Origin of the sequence: Streptomyces johnsoniae, assembly GCF_031845565.1 — a bacterium.
In the GTDB taxonomy this organism is placed as follows: Bacteria; Actinomycetota; Actinomycetes; order Streptomycetales; family Streptomycetaceae; genus Streptomyces; species Streptomyces johnsoniae.
In genome coordinates, this window is sequence record NZ_JAVREV010000002.1 from 189,134 (window position 1) to 203,793 (window position 14,660).

General features: G+C 73.8%; 10 protein-coding genes. 7 read left to right on the forward strand and 3 right to left on the reverse strand.

Translation table 11 applies throughout. The annotated features are described in order from the left end of the window. Positions 1-50 precede the first annotated feature (50 nt). Positions 51-899 (reverse strand): 16S rRNA (cytidine(1402)-2'-O)-methyltransferase, encoded by an 849-nt coding sequence (gene rsmI / locus RM779_RS03925; RefSeq protein ID WP_311615809.1) that lies wholly within the window; start codon positions 897-899, stop codon positions 51-53. 51 nt (positions 900-950) lie between these two features. Here rsmI and RM779_RS03930 point away from each other — a divergent pair, with 51 nt between their 5' ends. The 3 genes from RM779_RS03930 (at position 951) to RM779_RS03940 (ending at position 5,455) form a co-directional block, all read left to right on the forward strand. Further along, entirely contained in the window at positions 951-2,675 is a 1,725-nt protein-coding gene (locus RM779_RS03930) for a dolichyl-phosphate-mannose--protein mannosyltransferase (protein WP_311615810.1), read from the forward strand. Between the two features lie 141 nt (positions 2,676-2,816). Further along, a complete protein-coding gene (locus RM779_RS03935; protein WP_311615812.1) occupies positions 2,817-4,466 on the forward strand; it encodes a penicillin-binding transpeptidase domain-containing protein in 1,650 nt (549 codons plus the stop codon). Between the two features lie 44 nt (positions 4,467-4,510). Further along, a complete protein-coding gene (locus RM779_RS03940) occupies positions 4,511-5,455 on the forward strand; it encodes a ribose-phosphate diphosphokinase (protein WP_077060933.1) in 945 nt (314 codons plus the stop codon). A gap of 32 nt (positions 5,456-5,487) precedes the next feature. Here the strand turns inward: RM779_RS03940 and RM779_RS03945 are convergent, their stop codons facing one another. Both RM779_RS03945 and RM779_RS03950 read right to left on the reverse strand, forming a co-directional pair. Further along, positions 5,488-6,252 (reverse strand): hypothetical protein, encoded by a 765-nt coding sequence (locus RM779_RS03945; RefSeq protein WP_311615815.1) that lies wholly within the window; start codon positions 6,250-6,252, stop codon positions 5,488-5,490. A 186-nt stretch (positions 6,253-6,438) separates the two neighbouring features. After that, positions 6,439-8,682, reverse strand: a complete 2,244-nt coding sequence (locus RM779_RS03950) for an MMPL family transporter (RefSeq protein ID WP_311615817.1) — start codon at positions 8,680-8,682, stop codon at positions 6,439-6,441. 182 nt (positions 8,683-8,864) lie between these two features. Between RM779_RS03950 and RM779_RS03955 the strand changes: the two genes are divergently transcribed. The 4 genes from RM779_RS03955 to RM779_RS03970 all read left to right on the forward strand — a co-directional run bounded on the left by RM779_RS03955 (position 8,865) and on the right by RM779_RS03970 (position 14,655). Next, positions 8,865-12,341: a S41 family peptidase gene (locus RM779_RS03955; protein WP_311615820.1), complete on the forward strand. Its 3,477-nt coding sequence runs from the start codon at positions 8,865-8,867 to the stop codon at positions 12,339-12,341. A 48-nt stretch (positions 12,342-12,389) separates the two neighbouring features. Beyond that, a complete protein-coding gene (locus RM779_RS03960) occupies positions 12,390-12,581 on the forward strand; it encodes a hypothetical protein (RefSeq protein ID WP_311615822.1) in 192 nt (63 codons plus the stop codon). Positions 12,582-12,740: 159 nt separating this feature from the next. Then, entirely contained in the window at positions 12,741-13,259 is a 519-nt protein-coding gene (locus tag RM779_RS03965; protein WP_311615824.1) for a pyridoxamine 5'-phosphate oxidase family protein, read from the forward strand. A 28-nt stretch (positions 13,260-13,287) separates the two neighbouring features. Continuing rightward, a complete protein-coding gene (locus RM779_RS03970) occupies positions 13,288-14,655 on the forward strand; it encodes a hypothetical protein (protein WP_311615826.1) in 1,368 nt (455 codons plus the stop codon). Positions 14,656-14,660: the final 5 nt, after the last annotated feature.

Here is a 14,660-nt window from a genome sequence, read left to right on the forward strand (position 1 = left end):
ATCCTAGGTCCTGTCCTGTCCCGTCGGTCTTGTCGGCTCGGTCCGCGGCGTCAGCCGCGGTCCGCGGTCCGCGCCGCCACCACGGCGTCGAAGACCTCGCGCTTGGGGACGCCGGCCGCCCGCGCCACCTCGGCGATGGCCTCCTTGCGGTGCTGCCCGGCCGCCTCGCGCTCCGCGACCAGACGGGCGAGAGCGGCCGGGTCCGCGGGCGCGGCGGCCGGGGCCGCGCCCTCCACCACCACCGTGATCTCGCCGCGGACGCCCTCGTCCGCCCAGACCGCGAGGTCCGCCAGCGGCCCGCGCCGCACTTCCTCGTAGGTCTTCGTCAGCTCCCTGCACACGGCCGCCCGCCGGCCGGGCCCGAACGCGTCCGCCATGGCCGCGAGGGAGGCCGCGAGCCGGTGCGGCGCCTCGAAGTACACCAGCGTGCGCCGCTCGTCCGCCGCCTCCGCGAGCCGGGCCGCCCGCTCCCCCGCCTTGCGGGGCAGGAAGCCCTCGAAGCAGAACCGGTCCACCGGCAGCCCCGAGACCGCGAGCGCCGTCAGGACCGCGGAGGGCCCCGGCACCACCGTCACGCGGGCGCCGCCCGCCACGGCCGCCGCGACCAGCCGGTAGCCGGGGTCGGACACCGACGGCATGCCCGCGTCGGTGACCAGCAGAACGCGGGCCCCCTGCGCGAGTTCGTCCGCAAGCTCCGGCGTGCGCGCCGCCTCGTTCCCCTCGAAGTACGACACCACGCGCCCCGCGACCCGTACGCCAAGACCCTGCGCGAGGCGGCGCAGCCGCCGCGTGTCCTCGGCGGCCACGACGTCCGCCGCGAGAAGCTCCGCGCCCAGGCGCGGCGGGGCGTCCGCGAGGTCGCCGATCGGAGTTCCGGCCAGTACGAGGGTCCCTGTCATGCCCCTCATCCTGTCCCATGCCACCCGGCGCGCCCTGGGCCGGATGCCAAGATGGCCCTGATGAGCCAGAGCAGCCAGACCGTCACCGACGCACCGCAGGAGCAGGCCGCCGGGGAGGCGCCCGCATGGGAGCAGCGCCTGCGGCGCTTCGGCTACGCGCCGCGGCGCGGGGCCGGGGTGCGGGAGCGGCTGGTGCCGCCGCACCCGGAGCCGGGCGCGAAGCTGTGGCAGTACTTCGGCCTGTCCCCCGCCGCCGCCGGGCGGCTGGCCCGCTGGTCCGCGTGGGGCGGGCCGCTGCTGGTCGCGCTGCTCGCCGGGGTGCTGCGCTTCGTCAACCTCGGGTCGCCGGACGCGGTGATATTCGACGAGACGTACTACGCGAAGGACGCCTGGTCGCTGCTGGAACACGGCTACGAGACCGAGTGGCCGGACAACGCGAACGACCGGATCGTCGCGGGCGAGACACCGGAGGCGGAGGGCGCGGCCTACGTCGTCCACCCGCCGGGCGGCAAGTGGGTCATCGCGCTGGGCGAGTGGTTCTTCGGACTGACGCCGTTCGGCTGGCGGTTCATGGTGGCGGTGCTCGGCACGCTCTCCGTGCTGATGCTGTGCCGTATCGGCCGCCGTCTGCTCCGCTCCACGGTCCTCGGCTGCCTCGCCGGGCTGCTGATGGCCGTCGACGGGCTGCACTTCGTCATGAGCAGGACCGCGCTGCTCGACCTGGTGCTGATGTTCTGGCTGCTGGCCGCGTTCGGCTGCCTGCTCATCGACCGCGACGCCGCCAGGGCGCGGCTGGCCGCCGCGCTCCCGGTGGGCCGCGACGGGCTGCTGCGCCCGGACGTCGCCGTCGGCGAACGGCTCGGGCTCGGCCCGCGGCCCTGGCGCATCGCGGCCGGCGTCTGCCTCGGCCTGGCCGCCGCGACGAAGTGGAACGCGCTGTACGTGCTGGCCGCGTTCGGCATCCTCACCGTCCTGTGGGACGCCGCCGCCCGCCGCACCGCGGGGGCGCCCCGCGCCCACGCGGCGATGCTGCGCCGCGACGCGGTGCCCGCGTTCGTCTCGATGGTGCCGGTCGCGCTGGTCGCCTATCTGGCCAGCTGGGGCGGCTGGTTCGCCACCTCGGGCGGCTACTACCGCGACTGGGCCGAGGAGGCGGGCGCGGACAGCTCGTTCTCCTGGCTGCCGGGACCGCTGCGCAGCCTGTGGCACTACACCTCGGAGGTGTACAGCTTCCACGTGGAGCTGACCTCGGAGCACAACTACGAGTCGAATCCGTGGACCTGGCTGGCCACCACGAGGCCCGTCACCTACTTCTACTCCTCGCGCGAGCCGGGCGAGGGCGGCTGCGAGCACGCCAGCGGCTGCGCCCGCGAGGTGCTCGCGCTGGGCACGCCGCTGCTGTGGTGGTCGGCCTGCTTCGCGCTCGTCTACGCGGGCTACCGCTGGCTGTTCCGCAGGGACTGGCGGGCCGGGGCGGTGCTGTGCGCGGTCGCGGCCGGGTACCTGCCCTGGTTCCTGTACCAGGAGCGGACGATCTTCTACTTCTACGCCGTGATCCTGGTGCCGTTCCTGTGCCTCGCGGTGGCCATGATGATCGGCGCCATCCTCGGCCCGCCCGGCTGCTCGGAACGCCGCCGCGTGGCCGGCATCGTCGGCGCGGGCGTACTGGTGCTGCTGATCGCCTGGAACTTCATCTACTTCTACCCCATTTACACCGGCATGGAGATCCCCCTCGACGGCTGGCGCGCCCGCATGTGGCTGGGGACCTGGGTGTAGTCGTGTCACCGTTTCGCTACAGCTGCCTTCGGCCCCACGGGTGACGGCCCGCAGCGGTCGGCCTTACACCGAGTGGCCGGTAGGCTGCGGAAACAGCGGCGCGGTGCAGCGTGTCGCGGGGTCGAAGGGGGGCATGCGCACATGCGGAACGGGCAGCGTATCGCGATCATGGCCGGCGTCAGCGCGGCCGTGGTCTCGGTCGTCGGCTTCGGGGCCTACAGCATGCTGGGCGACGATGAGGACGACGGCCGGGGCACCGCGCCCGCCGCCTCGGACGGCAGGCCGGGCGACACCGAGGAGCCCGCGGGGCCGCCGAGCGAGGAGGAAGTCCGCGCGGCTTCCGAGGCGTTCCTCACCGCGTGGGCGGCCGGCGAGCCGGCGGACGCCGCGCGGCTGACCGACGACCCGGAGGCGGCGGGCGCCGCCCTCGAAGCGCTGTCCGCGGACGCGGCGTTCACCGCCCTCGCCCTGGAGCCCGGCGAACCGGCGGGCGACCAGGTGCCGTTCGCGGTGGAGGCGGTCGTCTCCTACGAGGAGGAGGAGCCCGCCGAGCTGGCCTGGGAGTCGGCGCTGAGCGTCGTCCGCGACGCGGACACCGAGGAGCCCGTCGTGGCCTGGGAGCCGGCCGTCATGCACCCGGACCTCGCGGACGGCCTGCGGATCGAGACGGGGCCGCTCGCCGAGGTGCCCCCGGTGGAGGTGCTCGACCGCAACGGGGCCGAGCTGACCGCGGAGGAGTTCCCCGCCCTCGCCCCGGTGTTCGCGGAGCTGGGCGAACGGTACGGCGAGCAGGCCGGTGGCAGCGCGGGCGCCGAGACCAGGATCGTGGACGCGGAGGGCGGCACCGTCGCCTCGCTGCTCCAGCTGTCCGAGCCCACCGCGGGCCAGGTGCCCACGACGATCGATCCGGAGATCCAGCGCGCCGCCGAGGCGGCCGTCGCGGAGGGCGGCCACTCCGCCGTGGTCGCCGTCCAGCCGAGCACGGGCGCGATCCAGGCCATCGCCAACAACCCGGCGGACGGCTTCGACACCGCCCTTGAGGGCAGCTACGCGCCCGGCTCCACGTTCAAGATCGTCACCGCCTCGCTGCTGATCGACCGCGGCCTTGCCGCGGCCGGCGCCGCGCACCCGTGCCCGCAGTTCTTCGAGCACGGCGGCTGGAAGTTCCAGAACCTCGACGAGTTCGACATCGAGGGCGGCACCTTCGCCGACAGCTTCGCCGCCTCCTGCAACACGGCCTTCATCAGCCAGGCGCCCGAGCTGGGCGACGCGGACCTGGGCAACCACGCCCGCGACGTGTTCGGCCTCGGCCTCGACTGGCAGGTCGGCGTGACCTCCATGGACGGCACGGTGCCCACCCAGTCGGACGCGCAGATGGCGGCCTCGCTGATCGGCCAGGGCGCCGTCCGGATGAACCCGCTGACCATGGCCTCGGTTTCCGCGACCGTGCAGAGCGGCACGTTCCGCCAGCCCTACCTGGTGCCCGCCGACTTCGACGACCGGCAGCTCGCGCAGGCGCCGCGGGGCCTGTCCGCGGACGCCGCGGCCGAGCTGCGCGGCCTGATGAGCCGGACCGCCACCAGCGGCACCGCCGCCGAGGCGATGTCGGGTCTTGGCGGCGACATCGGCGGGAAGACCGGCTCGGCCGAGGTCGACGGGCAGGAGAAGCCGAACGCCTGGTTCACCGGCTACCGCAACGACCTGGCGGTGGCGGCCGTGGTGCCGGAGTCGGGCCACGGCGGCGAGTTCGCCGGTCCCGTGGTTGCCGACGTGCTGCGCGCCGCCCCGTAACGTTGCCCCGGGCGGCCAGGGAGGCGGCCGAGGAGGTAACGGTAATGCGGGAGATCGCCGTCTTCAGCGGCAGCGCACACCCCGAGCTGGCCGCGGAGGTCTGCGCGCACCTCGGTGTGCCGCTGCTGCCCGCGCGGGTCGACAGGTTTGCCAACGACTGCCTTCAGGTGCAGTTGCAGGCCAACTGCCGTGAACGCGACGTCTACCTGATCCAGCCGCTGGTCCGGCCCGTTCAGGAGCACCTGGTCGAGCTGCTGCTGATGCTGGACGCCGCGCGCGGCGCGTCCGCGGGGCGCATCACCGTGGTGATGCCGCACTACTCCTACGCGCGGTCCGACAAGAAGGACGCGCCGCGCATCTCCATCGGCGGGCGGCTGATCGCGGACCTGATGGTGACGGCGGGCGCGAGCCGGGTGCTCGCCATGACGCTGCACTCGCCGCAGGTGCACGGCTTCTTCAGCGTTCCCGTGGACCATCTGCACGCGCTGCGCGAGCTGGCGGCGCACTTCCGCGGCCAGGACCTGAGCAACGCCGTCGTGGTCTCGCCCGATCTGGGAAACGCGAAGGAGGCCGCGGCGTTCGCGCGACTGCTGGGCATACCGGTGGCGGCGGGCGCGAAGCAGCGGTTCGCGGACGACCGGGTGACGATCACCTCGGTGATCGGCGATGTCACGGGCAAGGACGTGATCGTGCTCGACGACGAGATCGCCAAGGGCAGCACCGTTCTCGAACTGATGCGGCGGCTGCGGGAGATGGACGTGACCTCGGTGCGCATCGCCTGTACGCACGGCCTGTTCTCCGGCGACGCGCTGAAGCGGCTGAGCGCGGAGCCGGGGGTGCGGGAGATCGTGTGCACCAACACGGTGCCCATTCCGGCGGACGAACGCACCGGCAAGCTGCGGGTGCTGACCATCGCCCCGGCCCTGGCCGAGGCGGTGCGCCGCATCCACAACGGCGAGTCCGTCAGCGCCCTGTTCGACCAGGCGTGAGGCGCGGCGCCGGGGCGGCGCCGGGGCGGCGGTCAGCAGACGTCCGGCACCTCGGCCGGTTCGCTCAGGGCCAGGGCGCGGTCGGCGGTGTGCGACCAGTCGAACGTCACACCGGCGGCGTCGATGGTGAGGCCGGTGACGCCGGTGTCGTTCCAGGCGTGCGCGAACGCGCCGTGCGCCGTCAGGTCGGTGCAGGTGCCGGTGCCCTCGAAGACCAGCGCCGAACGTCCGGTTGCCACGTTCATGTCGGTGGCGGACTTCTCCGGCGGGAGCAGGAAGCCGACGCCGTGCGGGCCGACGGCGGCGGCGTCCTCGCGGCTGGTATTGGGGAACTCGGCGGTGGCGCCCTGGTAGTGGACGACCTGGAGCACCGGGCTGACCGGGGCGTCGAACCAGGTGGTGACGGCCTGGTCGCCGGTCATCGGGGCGCCGGGCAGGGCCTGCCACTCCCACGCGGTGATCGCGACCCAGCGTTCGCGGCCGTTCACCACGCCGATCGAGTAGACGTCGGGGGCCGCGACGGCGACGTCCTCGGCGGGCGGCAGGCCCGGGTCGTCGGCGCGGGTCAGGCAGGCCCGTTCGGCCAGGGCGGCGTCGACCGCGGCGGGGCTCGCGCCCGCGGTGCGCAGGCCGTCGATCAGCGCGAGCAGGTCGCCCGCGCCGGCCTCGGTGTCCACGGTGATCGCCGGAACGCAGGCGTCGGGGGCCGGGGCGGCGTCCGCGTCCGCGGCGCCGGTCAGGGTCAGGGCGGTCGCCACCACGAGGGCCGCCGTCGTCAGCACTGCTCCGCGTCGCACCGTCGCCTCCCGATTTATCGATATGACCACATGGCGCAAGACGTCGCATTTTAGCCGGAAGACGGCGGTCCGGCCAGGCCGGGCACGGCGGCCCCCGGACGGCCGGAAGCCCGGCGCCAGGCCCCTGTCGGGGTCCGGCGCCGGGCTTCCCTCAACGACACCCGGAGCGGCTCACGGAGCCGGGGGTCAACTCACGGACGCGGGCTCACGCTCCTGCCGAGCGTCTTCCCGGCCCTTCCCGTTGGCCTTGAGGTACCGCTCAAGCGACTCACCCTCGACGTCCACGTTCGGCATGATGCGGTCCAGCCACTTGGGCAGCCACCAGGCCCGTTCGCCGAGGAGGGCCATGACGGCGGGCACGAGGGTCATGCGGACCACGAACGCGTCCAGCAGGACGGCGGCGCCGAGGCCGAAGCCCATCATCTTGACCATGGCCTCGGTGCTGGTGACCGCGAAGCCCGCGAACACGCTGATCATGATGATGGCGGCCGCGGCGACCACCCGGGCGTTCAGGTTGAACCCGGTGATGATCGACTGCTTCGGGTCCTCGCCGTGGACGTGGGCCTCCCGCATGCGGGTCACCAGGAACACCTCGTAGTCCATGGCAAGGCCGAAGATCACGCCGACCATGAAGATCGGCATCAGGCTCATGATCGGCCCGGTCTCCTCGACCCCGATGAGGTTGGCCGCCCAGCCCCACTGGAAGACCGCGACCACGGCGCCGAGCGCGGCGAGCACCGAGAGCAGGAAGCCGAGCGCGGCCTTCAGCGGCACCAGGATCGAACGGAACACGAGGATCAGCAGGATGAACGCGAGCCCGACCACCAGCGTCAGGTAGGGCACCAGCGCGTCGGTCATGACCTGGGAGAAGTCGATGTTCGCCGCGGCCATGCCGGTGACGAGCACGTCGGCGCCGGTCTGGCTCTCCAGCTGCGGGGCGAGATCGTCCCGCAGGTGGTGGACCAGGTCGGCCGTGTCCGCGTCGGAGGGGCCCGTGGTCGGGAAGGCCAGCAGCGTGGCCATGGTGCCGTCCTGGTTGAAGCTGGGCGGCGCCGTGGCGGCGATCCCCTCAAGGGTGCTCAGCTCGTTGGTCACCGTCTCGGCCGCGCCCTGGAGGTCGACGCCGTCGCCGCCGTCGAGCGTCATCATCAGCGGACCGTTGAACCCGGGGCCGAAGCCCTCGCTCAGCAGGTCGTACGTCTGGCGCTGCGTGGTGTCCTCGGGCTGGGTGCCGTCGTCGGGCAGACCCATCTCCATGCTGGCCACCGGCACCGCGAGAATGCCGAGGCCGATGACGGAAGCCCCGAGCACGAGCGCCGGGCGGCGCAGGACCCCGCGGGCCCAGCGGGTGCCGCCGTTCTCCTTGCCCGGCTTGTTGAGCGAGGCGGGAACGCCGGTCTCCGGGTTCTGCTTGCGCAGCCGGCGGCCGAAGATCCGCTTGCCGACCATGCCGAGCGCGGCGGGCACCAGGGTCAGGGCGACGAGCACGGCCACGGCCACGTTGGCGGCGGCGGCGAAGCCCATCTTGGTGAGGATCGGCACGTTGACGACGGCGAGGCCGGCGAGCGCGATGATCACGGTGAGACCGGCGAAGACCACGGCCGAGCCGGCCGTGCCGGTGGCCCGGCCGGCGGCCTCCTCGTGACTGTGGCCGGCGACCAGCTCGGCCCGGTACCTGGAGACGATGAACAGTGCGTAGTCGATGCCGACCGCCAGGCCGATCATCATGGCCAGGATGCCGGTGGTCTCGGACAGCTCCAGCACACCGCTCAGGGCGGTGATGCCCATCATGCCGACCATGACACCGATCAGGGCGGTGAGCAGCGGCAGACCGGCCGCGACCAGCGAGCCGAAGGTGATCACCAGCACGATGGCGGCCACGACGATGCCGATGATCTCGCCGCCGGCCATCTCCATCGGGCCGAGCGCGACCTCGCCGGCGGCCTCGACGGTCAGGCCCGCGTCCCGGCCGGTGTCCAGCGCCGCCATGAGCTGCTCGTGCATCTCATCGGTGGCCTCGCCCATCGTGATGCCGTAGTCGATGGTGGAGTAGGCGATGGACTCGTCGGCGCTGACCTGGCCGACCTCGAACGGGTCGAGCACGGTCAGGACCTCGTCGCCGGTCTCCAGCTCCGCCAGCACCTGCTGGACGGCCTCGAAGTTGGCGCCCGAGGTGAGCTGCTCGCCTTCGGGGGCCTGGAAGACGACGGTGCTCTCGGTCGATTCGGCGTTCGCCTCGGGGAACTCCTCCGACATGAGGTCGAAGGCTTCCTGCGACTCGGTGCCGGGCAGCGCGAAGTCGTCGGGCACCGCCCCGCTGGAGGAGGCCGCGCCGGCGCCTATGCCGAAGAGCAGCGCGACCCAGAGCAGCGCGGCCCACCAGCGGCGCCTGAAGCACAGGCGGCCGAGCTTGTACAGAAACGTAGCCACGGGGCAGGTTCTCCTGTCCGGGTGTCATGGGAGTCGATGAAAAGTGAGGTGTCAGCTCATGCCCCGAGACGCGGCGCGGGCCGAGCAGGATGAGCGCGGAGAGAGGAATGTGGCTCAGATCACACTTCATGCCTCTTTGCGACTGACTTGCCGGTGCATTCCGTGAGCCGAAGCATGGAGACGTGAGCGACGAACCCAACTCATCTGCCGCACCCCCGAGCCAACCCCAGGAGTCTGACGGATATCTGCGATTCCCGCATCTTTACGGTGAACTGCTGTGTTTTGTCGCCGAAGATGATCTCTGGCTGGCGCCCTTGCCCGCCGATGGCCGGCAGACCGGCCGGGCCTGGCGGCTCACTGTCGATCGTACCCGGACAGGACCGCCCCGGTTTTCCCCGGACGGCCGGCACATCGCGTTCACCAGCTGGCGCACGCTGGACCCGGAGATCCACCTCGCGCCCGTGGACGGCGGCGCCGTCCGCCAGCTCAGCCACTGGGGCTCGTACGACACCAGGGTCTGCGGCTGGACCCCGCCGGACGCCTCGGGCGAGAGCCGCATCCTCGCGGTCGGCTCGCACAACCAGCCGTTCCCGCACTACACCTGGGCCTACGGCGTGCCCACCGCCGGCGGCCCGGGCGACCAGCTGCCCTGGGGCCCGGTGGCGGACATCGCGGTCAGCGGCTGCGGCGGGGAGCGCCGCACGCTGCTGCTGAGCGGCAAGGCGCCGCACGAGCCGGCCGCGTGGAAGCGGTACCGGGGCGGCGCCGCGGGGAAGCTGTGGCTGCATGGGAAACGGCTGCTGCCTGACCTGAACGGGCACGTCGACAGCCCGATGTTCGTCGGCGACCGGATCGCCTTCCTCTCCGACCACGAGGGCATCGCGAACCTGTACTCCTGCCGCCCCGACGGCACCGAGCTGTGGCGGCACAGCGACCACGACGCGTTCTACGCCCGCCACGCGGCGACGGACGGCCGGCGGGTGGTCTACCAGTGCGGGGGCGACCTGTGGCTGGCCGAGGACCTGGGCCCCGGCTCGGTGCCGCGCCGCCTGGACGTGCGGCTCGGCGGCCCGCGCACCGGCCGCCGCCCGTACCAGGTGCGGACCGCCGGCCACGTCGACGCGCTCTCGGTGGACACCACCGGCCGCGCGAGCGCGCTGTGCGTGCGCGGGGCGCTGTACTGGCTCACGCACCGCGACGGCCCGGCCCGCGCCCTCGCCGCGACGCCCGGGGTGCGCGTCCGGCTGCCGGAGATGCTGGGCGACACCGGCCGTATCGCCTACATCACGGACGCGGCGGGCGAGGACGCCATCGAGATCGCCTACCTGCCGCGCGCCAGCGGCGGCCGGGACCCGGTGCGCCTCGCGGCGGGCCGGCTGGGGCGCGTACGCGAACTGACCGCGTCCCCCGACGGCCGCACCCTCGCGGTGGCCGCCCACGACGGCCGCCTCCTGGTCCTCGCGGTCCCGCCCTTCGAGGAGCCCGCCGAAGAACCCGCCGAAGAACCCGCCGAGGAGTCCCCCGGAGAGCCCGCCGAGGAGCCTGCCGCGGGCGGGGAGCCCGCCGCGGGGGGCGGCGGCGCGCTTCCGGCCGGGGAGGTCATCGAGCTGATCCGGTCGGTGAACGGGCCGGTGCGCGATCTGGCGTTCTCGCCCGACTCGCAGTGGCTGGCCTGGGCGCATCCCGGGATCGGGCGCTCCCTCAGCCAGATCAGGCTGGTGCGCTTCGGCGCTGCGGAGCGCACGGTCCTCGATGTCACGGACGGCAGGTTCGAGGACGAGGAGCCGGTGTTCACCCAGGACGGCCGCTACCTGGCCTTCCTCTCCTGGCGCGGCTTCGACCCGGTGTACGACGTGCACACCGGCGGCCTGTCCTTCCCGCTCGGCAGCCGCCCCTACCTGGTCCCGCTGTCCTCCGCGACCCGTTCCCCCTTCGCCATCACCCCGGAGGGCCGCCCCGCGGCCGGCGGGCTCGACCCGGACGACACCGGCGGTGAGGACGGAACGGTGCGCGTCGAGGCGGACGGGCTCGGCAGCCGCGTCACGCCGTTCCCGGTGCCCGCCTCCAAGTACTCGTCGCTGTACCCGGTCAGCGGCGGCGGCCTGGTGTGGCTGCGCTGGCCGATCTCGGGCGCGCTGGGCGAGACGTTCGTCAACCCGGACAACATGTCGGGCAAACCGACCCTGGAGCACTTCGACCTGGTGAAGGCCAAGCGCACCGAACTCACCGACGACGTCGACTGGTTCGCGCCGAGCGGCGACGGCACGCGGCTGGTGGTGAGCGAGGGCGACGAGCTGCGGACGGTGCCGGCCACCGAGGGCGGGGACGGTGACGCGCAGGTGCACGTCGACCTGCGGCGCGTCGTGCACGTCGCCGATCCCGGCGCGGAGTGGCGGCAGGCGTTCGAGGAGGCGGGCCGCATCGTCAGGGACTACTTCTGGGAGCCGGGCATGTGCGGCGTGGACTGGCCGGCCGTGCTCGCCCAGTACCGGCCGCTGGTGAGGCGCGTCGCCAGCCCGGACGAGTTCGCCGATCTGCTGCTTGAGACGGTGGGCGAGCTGGGCACCTCGCACGCCTACGTCTCGGCGGCCCGCAGGAACGAGGGGCCGCCGCACTACCAGCGGGCGCAGGGGCTGCTGGGCGCCAACTTCTCGCGAACGAAGGAGGGTTCGTGGCAGCTGGCGCGTATCCTGCCCGGTGACTCCTCCGATTCCAGGGCCCGTTCGCCGCTTGCCGGGTCGGGCGTGCGGGAGGGCGCGGTGCTCACCCACGTGGGCGGCCGGCCGGTGGACCCCGTCGCCGGGCCGTGGCCGCTGCTCGCGGGCACCGGCGGCACCAGCGTGGAGCTGGCCTTCGCCGAGGAGGCGGGCCGCAGCCGCCGCGTGGCGGTCGTGCCGCTGGTCGACGACAGGTCGCTGCGGTACCAGGACTGGGTCGCCAGGCGGCGCGACGTGGTGCGCGAGCTGAGCGGCGGGCGGTGCGGCTACGTGCACATCCCGGACATGGGCGGCTCCGGCTGGGCGCAGTTCAACCGGGACCTGCGGATGGAGTTCTCGCGCGAGGCGCTGATCGTGGACGTGCGCGGCAACGCGGGCGGGCACATCAGCGAGCTGGTGGTCGAGAAGCTGACCCGCACCATCCTGGGCTGGGACCTGACGCGCAACGCGCAGCCGGTCAGCTACGCCTCCAACGCGCCGCGCGGCCCGGTGGTCGCGGTGGCCGACGAGGCGACCTCGTCGGACGGGGACATGATCACGGCGGCGTTCCGGCTGCTCGGCATCGGTCCGGTGGTGGGCTGCCGTACGTGGGGCGGGGTGGTCGGGATCACCGGCCAGCACGAGCTGGGCGACGGCACGCACATCACGGTGCCGATGAACGCGGCCTGGTTCGACGCCTACGGCTGGGACGTCGAGAACCACGGCGTGGTGCCCGACATCGAGGCGCTGCGCACGCCGGTGGACTGGGCCGAGGGCCGCACCGTGCTGTTGCAGACGGCCGTCCGCGTGGCCCTCGACCTGCTGGAACGGCATCCGGCGGGCTCCCCGCCCGGCTACCGGGACCTGCCGGACCGCGGCCGGCCGCCGCTGCCCCCGCGCACGGTCGGTTACAGCCCTTCCGCGAGCTATGGTCCGGAATGCGAAGAAGGTGAGCCCATGTAACGCTGGTCACGCCCCACCGTTCTCATATGTCGAGGAGTGCACATGGGCATGGCAGACCAGTTCAGGGAGAAGGCCCAGGAGCTTCAGGAGCGCGCCAAGGACGCCATGGGCAACAAGGGCGACGGCGAGAAGCACGGCGGCGACGAGCAGGGCAGCCTGAAGGACCGGGCCAAGCGGACCGGCAAGAAGGCGAAGGAAGAGGCGGACGACTACCGCCGGCAGAACCGCGACCGGGACTGAACGGCGCCACAGCCGCACGGCGGCACATCATCACCAGGGGCGCATCCGCGGCGGACACCGCGCGGATGCGCCCTCACGCGTTCCCCGCCACGCCGATGAGTTGGCGCCGCGCCGCGGGTCTGCCCGGCGGAACGACCCATTCCGACCGAGGAGGACCGCATGCCGACCACCGAGCCGGTGACCGAACTCGACACGCGCTACAGCGAGCCGGGCGCCGCCCCCGCCGCCTGGGGCGAAGCCCGCGAGACGCTGGCCGGGGCCGAAGTGTTCTGGCTGACCACGGTGCGCCCCGATGGGCGCCCGCACGTGACGCCCCTGCTGTCCGTGCTGCTGGACGACGTGCCGGTCTTCACCACCGGCGCGCGGGAACGCAAGGCGCGCAACCTGGCGGCCAACCCCCGCGTCGTGCTGACCACCGGGACCAACGCGCTGTCCCACGGGCTCGACATCACCGTCGAGGGCACCGCGCGGCGGGTACAGGATCAGGCGGCGCTCACCCGCATCGCCGAGGCGTACACGGAGAAGTACGGCAGCGACTGGACGTTCACCGCGCGCGACGGCGCGCTGCACCACGCGGACGGCGGCGCGGCCCTGGCGTTCGAGGTGGCGCCCGATACCGCCTTCGGATTCCGCAAGGGCGCCTACAGCCAGACCCGTTGGCGCTTCCGGGCCCGCTGACAGTGCGGGCCGATATGCTCCGATTGCTATGGAGATCCATCAGCTGCTCCGGCTCATCGGCCGGATCGGCGCGGGGGTGGACGAGACCTCCACCGGCCGGGCGGCGGCCGACGCGGCCCGGCACGCCCTGGTGGCCCGCGGCGCGCAGGCCGTCGGGCCGCTGCTGCGCGTCCTGACGGACGAGGACCCGCCGGTGGACTGGACGGAGGCCGCCGCGCTGCTGCGCCGCATCGGCGAGCCCGCGCTCCGGCCGCTCGCGGCGGTCATCGCCGCCGCGCCGACGCCGACCGCGGCGGTCCGCGCCGGCTGGACGTTCTCCGGGCTTGAGCTGCACTCGCCCACGGCCTACGCCCCGGCGCTCGCGCACCCGCACCCGCGGGTGCGCGAGGCCGCGGCGCACGCCCTCCAGCAGCGCGGCCCGGCCGCGCTCCCGGCGGCGCGGCTGCTGCTGCCGCTGCTCGCCGATCCGGTGGCCGAGGTCAGGGCGGGCGCCGGGTGGGCGCTGGCGGACGCGGGCCCCGGGGTCCTGCCGCTGCTGCGGGAGGTGCGGCGCGCCCGCGCCCCGGCCGGGGTGCGCCGCACCGCTCTCGAACTGCTCGCGGCGGTCGGCGGACCGGCCGCGCTCGACGCGCGGGACGCGGCCGCCGTGCGGCGGCTGATCCGGGCCAGGGCGCCGGGCGAGGTGCCGGAGCCGATGCACCTGTGCGGGCCGTGGTTCGCGCTGCCCACCGGGGATCTGCCCGCGGTGCTCGACGCGTTCGGCCTGTCGGGCGCGGAGCGGGTCACCATGCGGCTCGGCGCCTCCGCATGGCGCCACGACCAGCACTCGGGCGCGGCCCACGGGGCGTGTGCCCGGATGTATGTCAGTCCGGTCCTCGACGGCTGGACGCTGGTCTTCGGCACGGCGACGGGCGAGGCGCACCGCCCGGCGGGCGAGCCGCCGGGCGGCGCGGTCCTGCGGCGGTGCACCGCGCTGAGCCGCCGCTTCGGCACCGCCCACTGGTACGGCGCGCGGTGCGCCGACGACTGGTCGGCGTGGTGCTTCGCGGAGCGCGGCGAGGTGGTCAGGTTCTACGACGCGACGTACCCGGAGCAGACGGCCGGCGCCCGGCATCCGGCCGAGCCGGCCGACGCCCTGCCGCACGAGGCGGCGTTCGCCGACGGCGCGTTCGCGGACGTCGACGCGCTGGTGGCGGAGGCGTTCCTCGCCTCGTACGAGGCCGTCACGCGGGATCTGGGCATCGCGGGCCCGCGCACCGCCGCGCTGGTCGCGGGCCGCGCCTCCGTCAACCCGCTGGCCCTCGGCCCCGCCACCCGGGCCGAGGGCGCCGCGGTGCTCGCCCTGACGGCCTGCGGCAGAACGTTCGGCCACCCGCCAGGGGCCCTGCGCGTCTGAGCCGG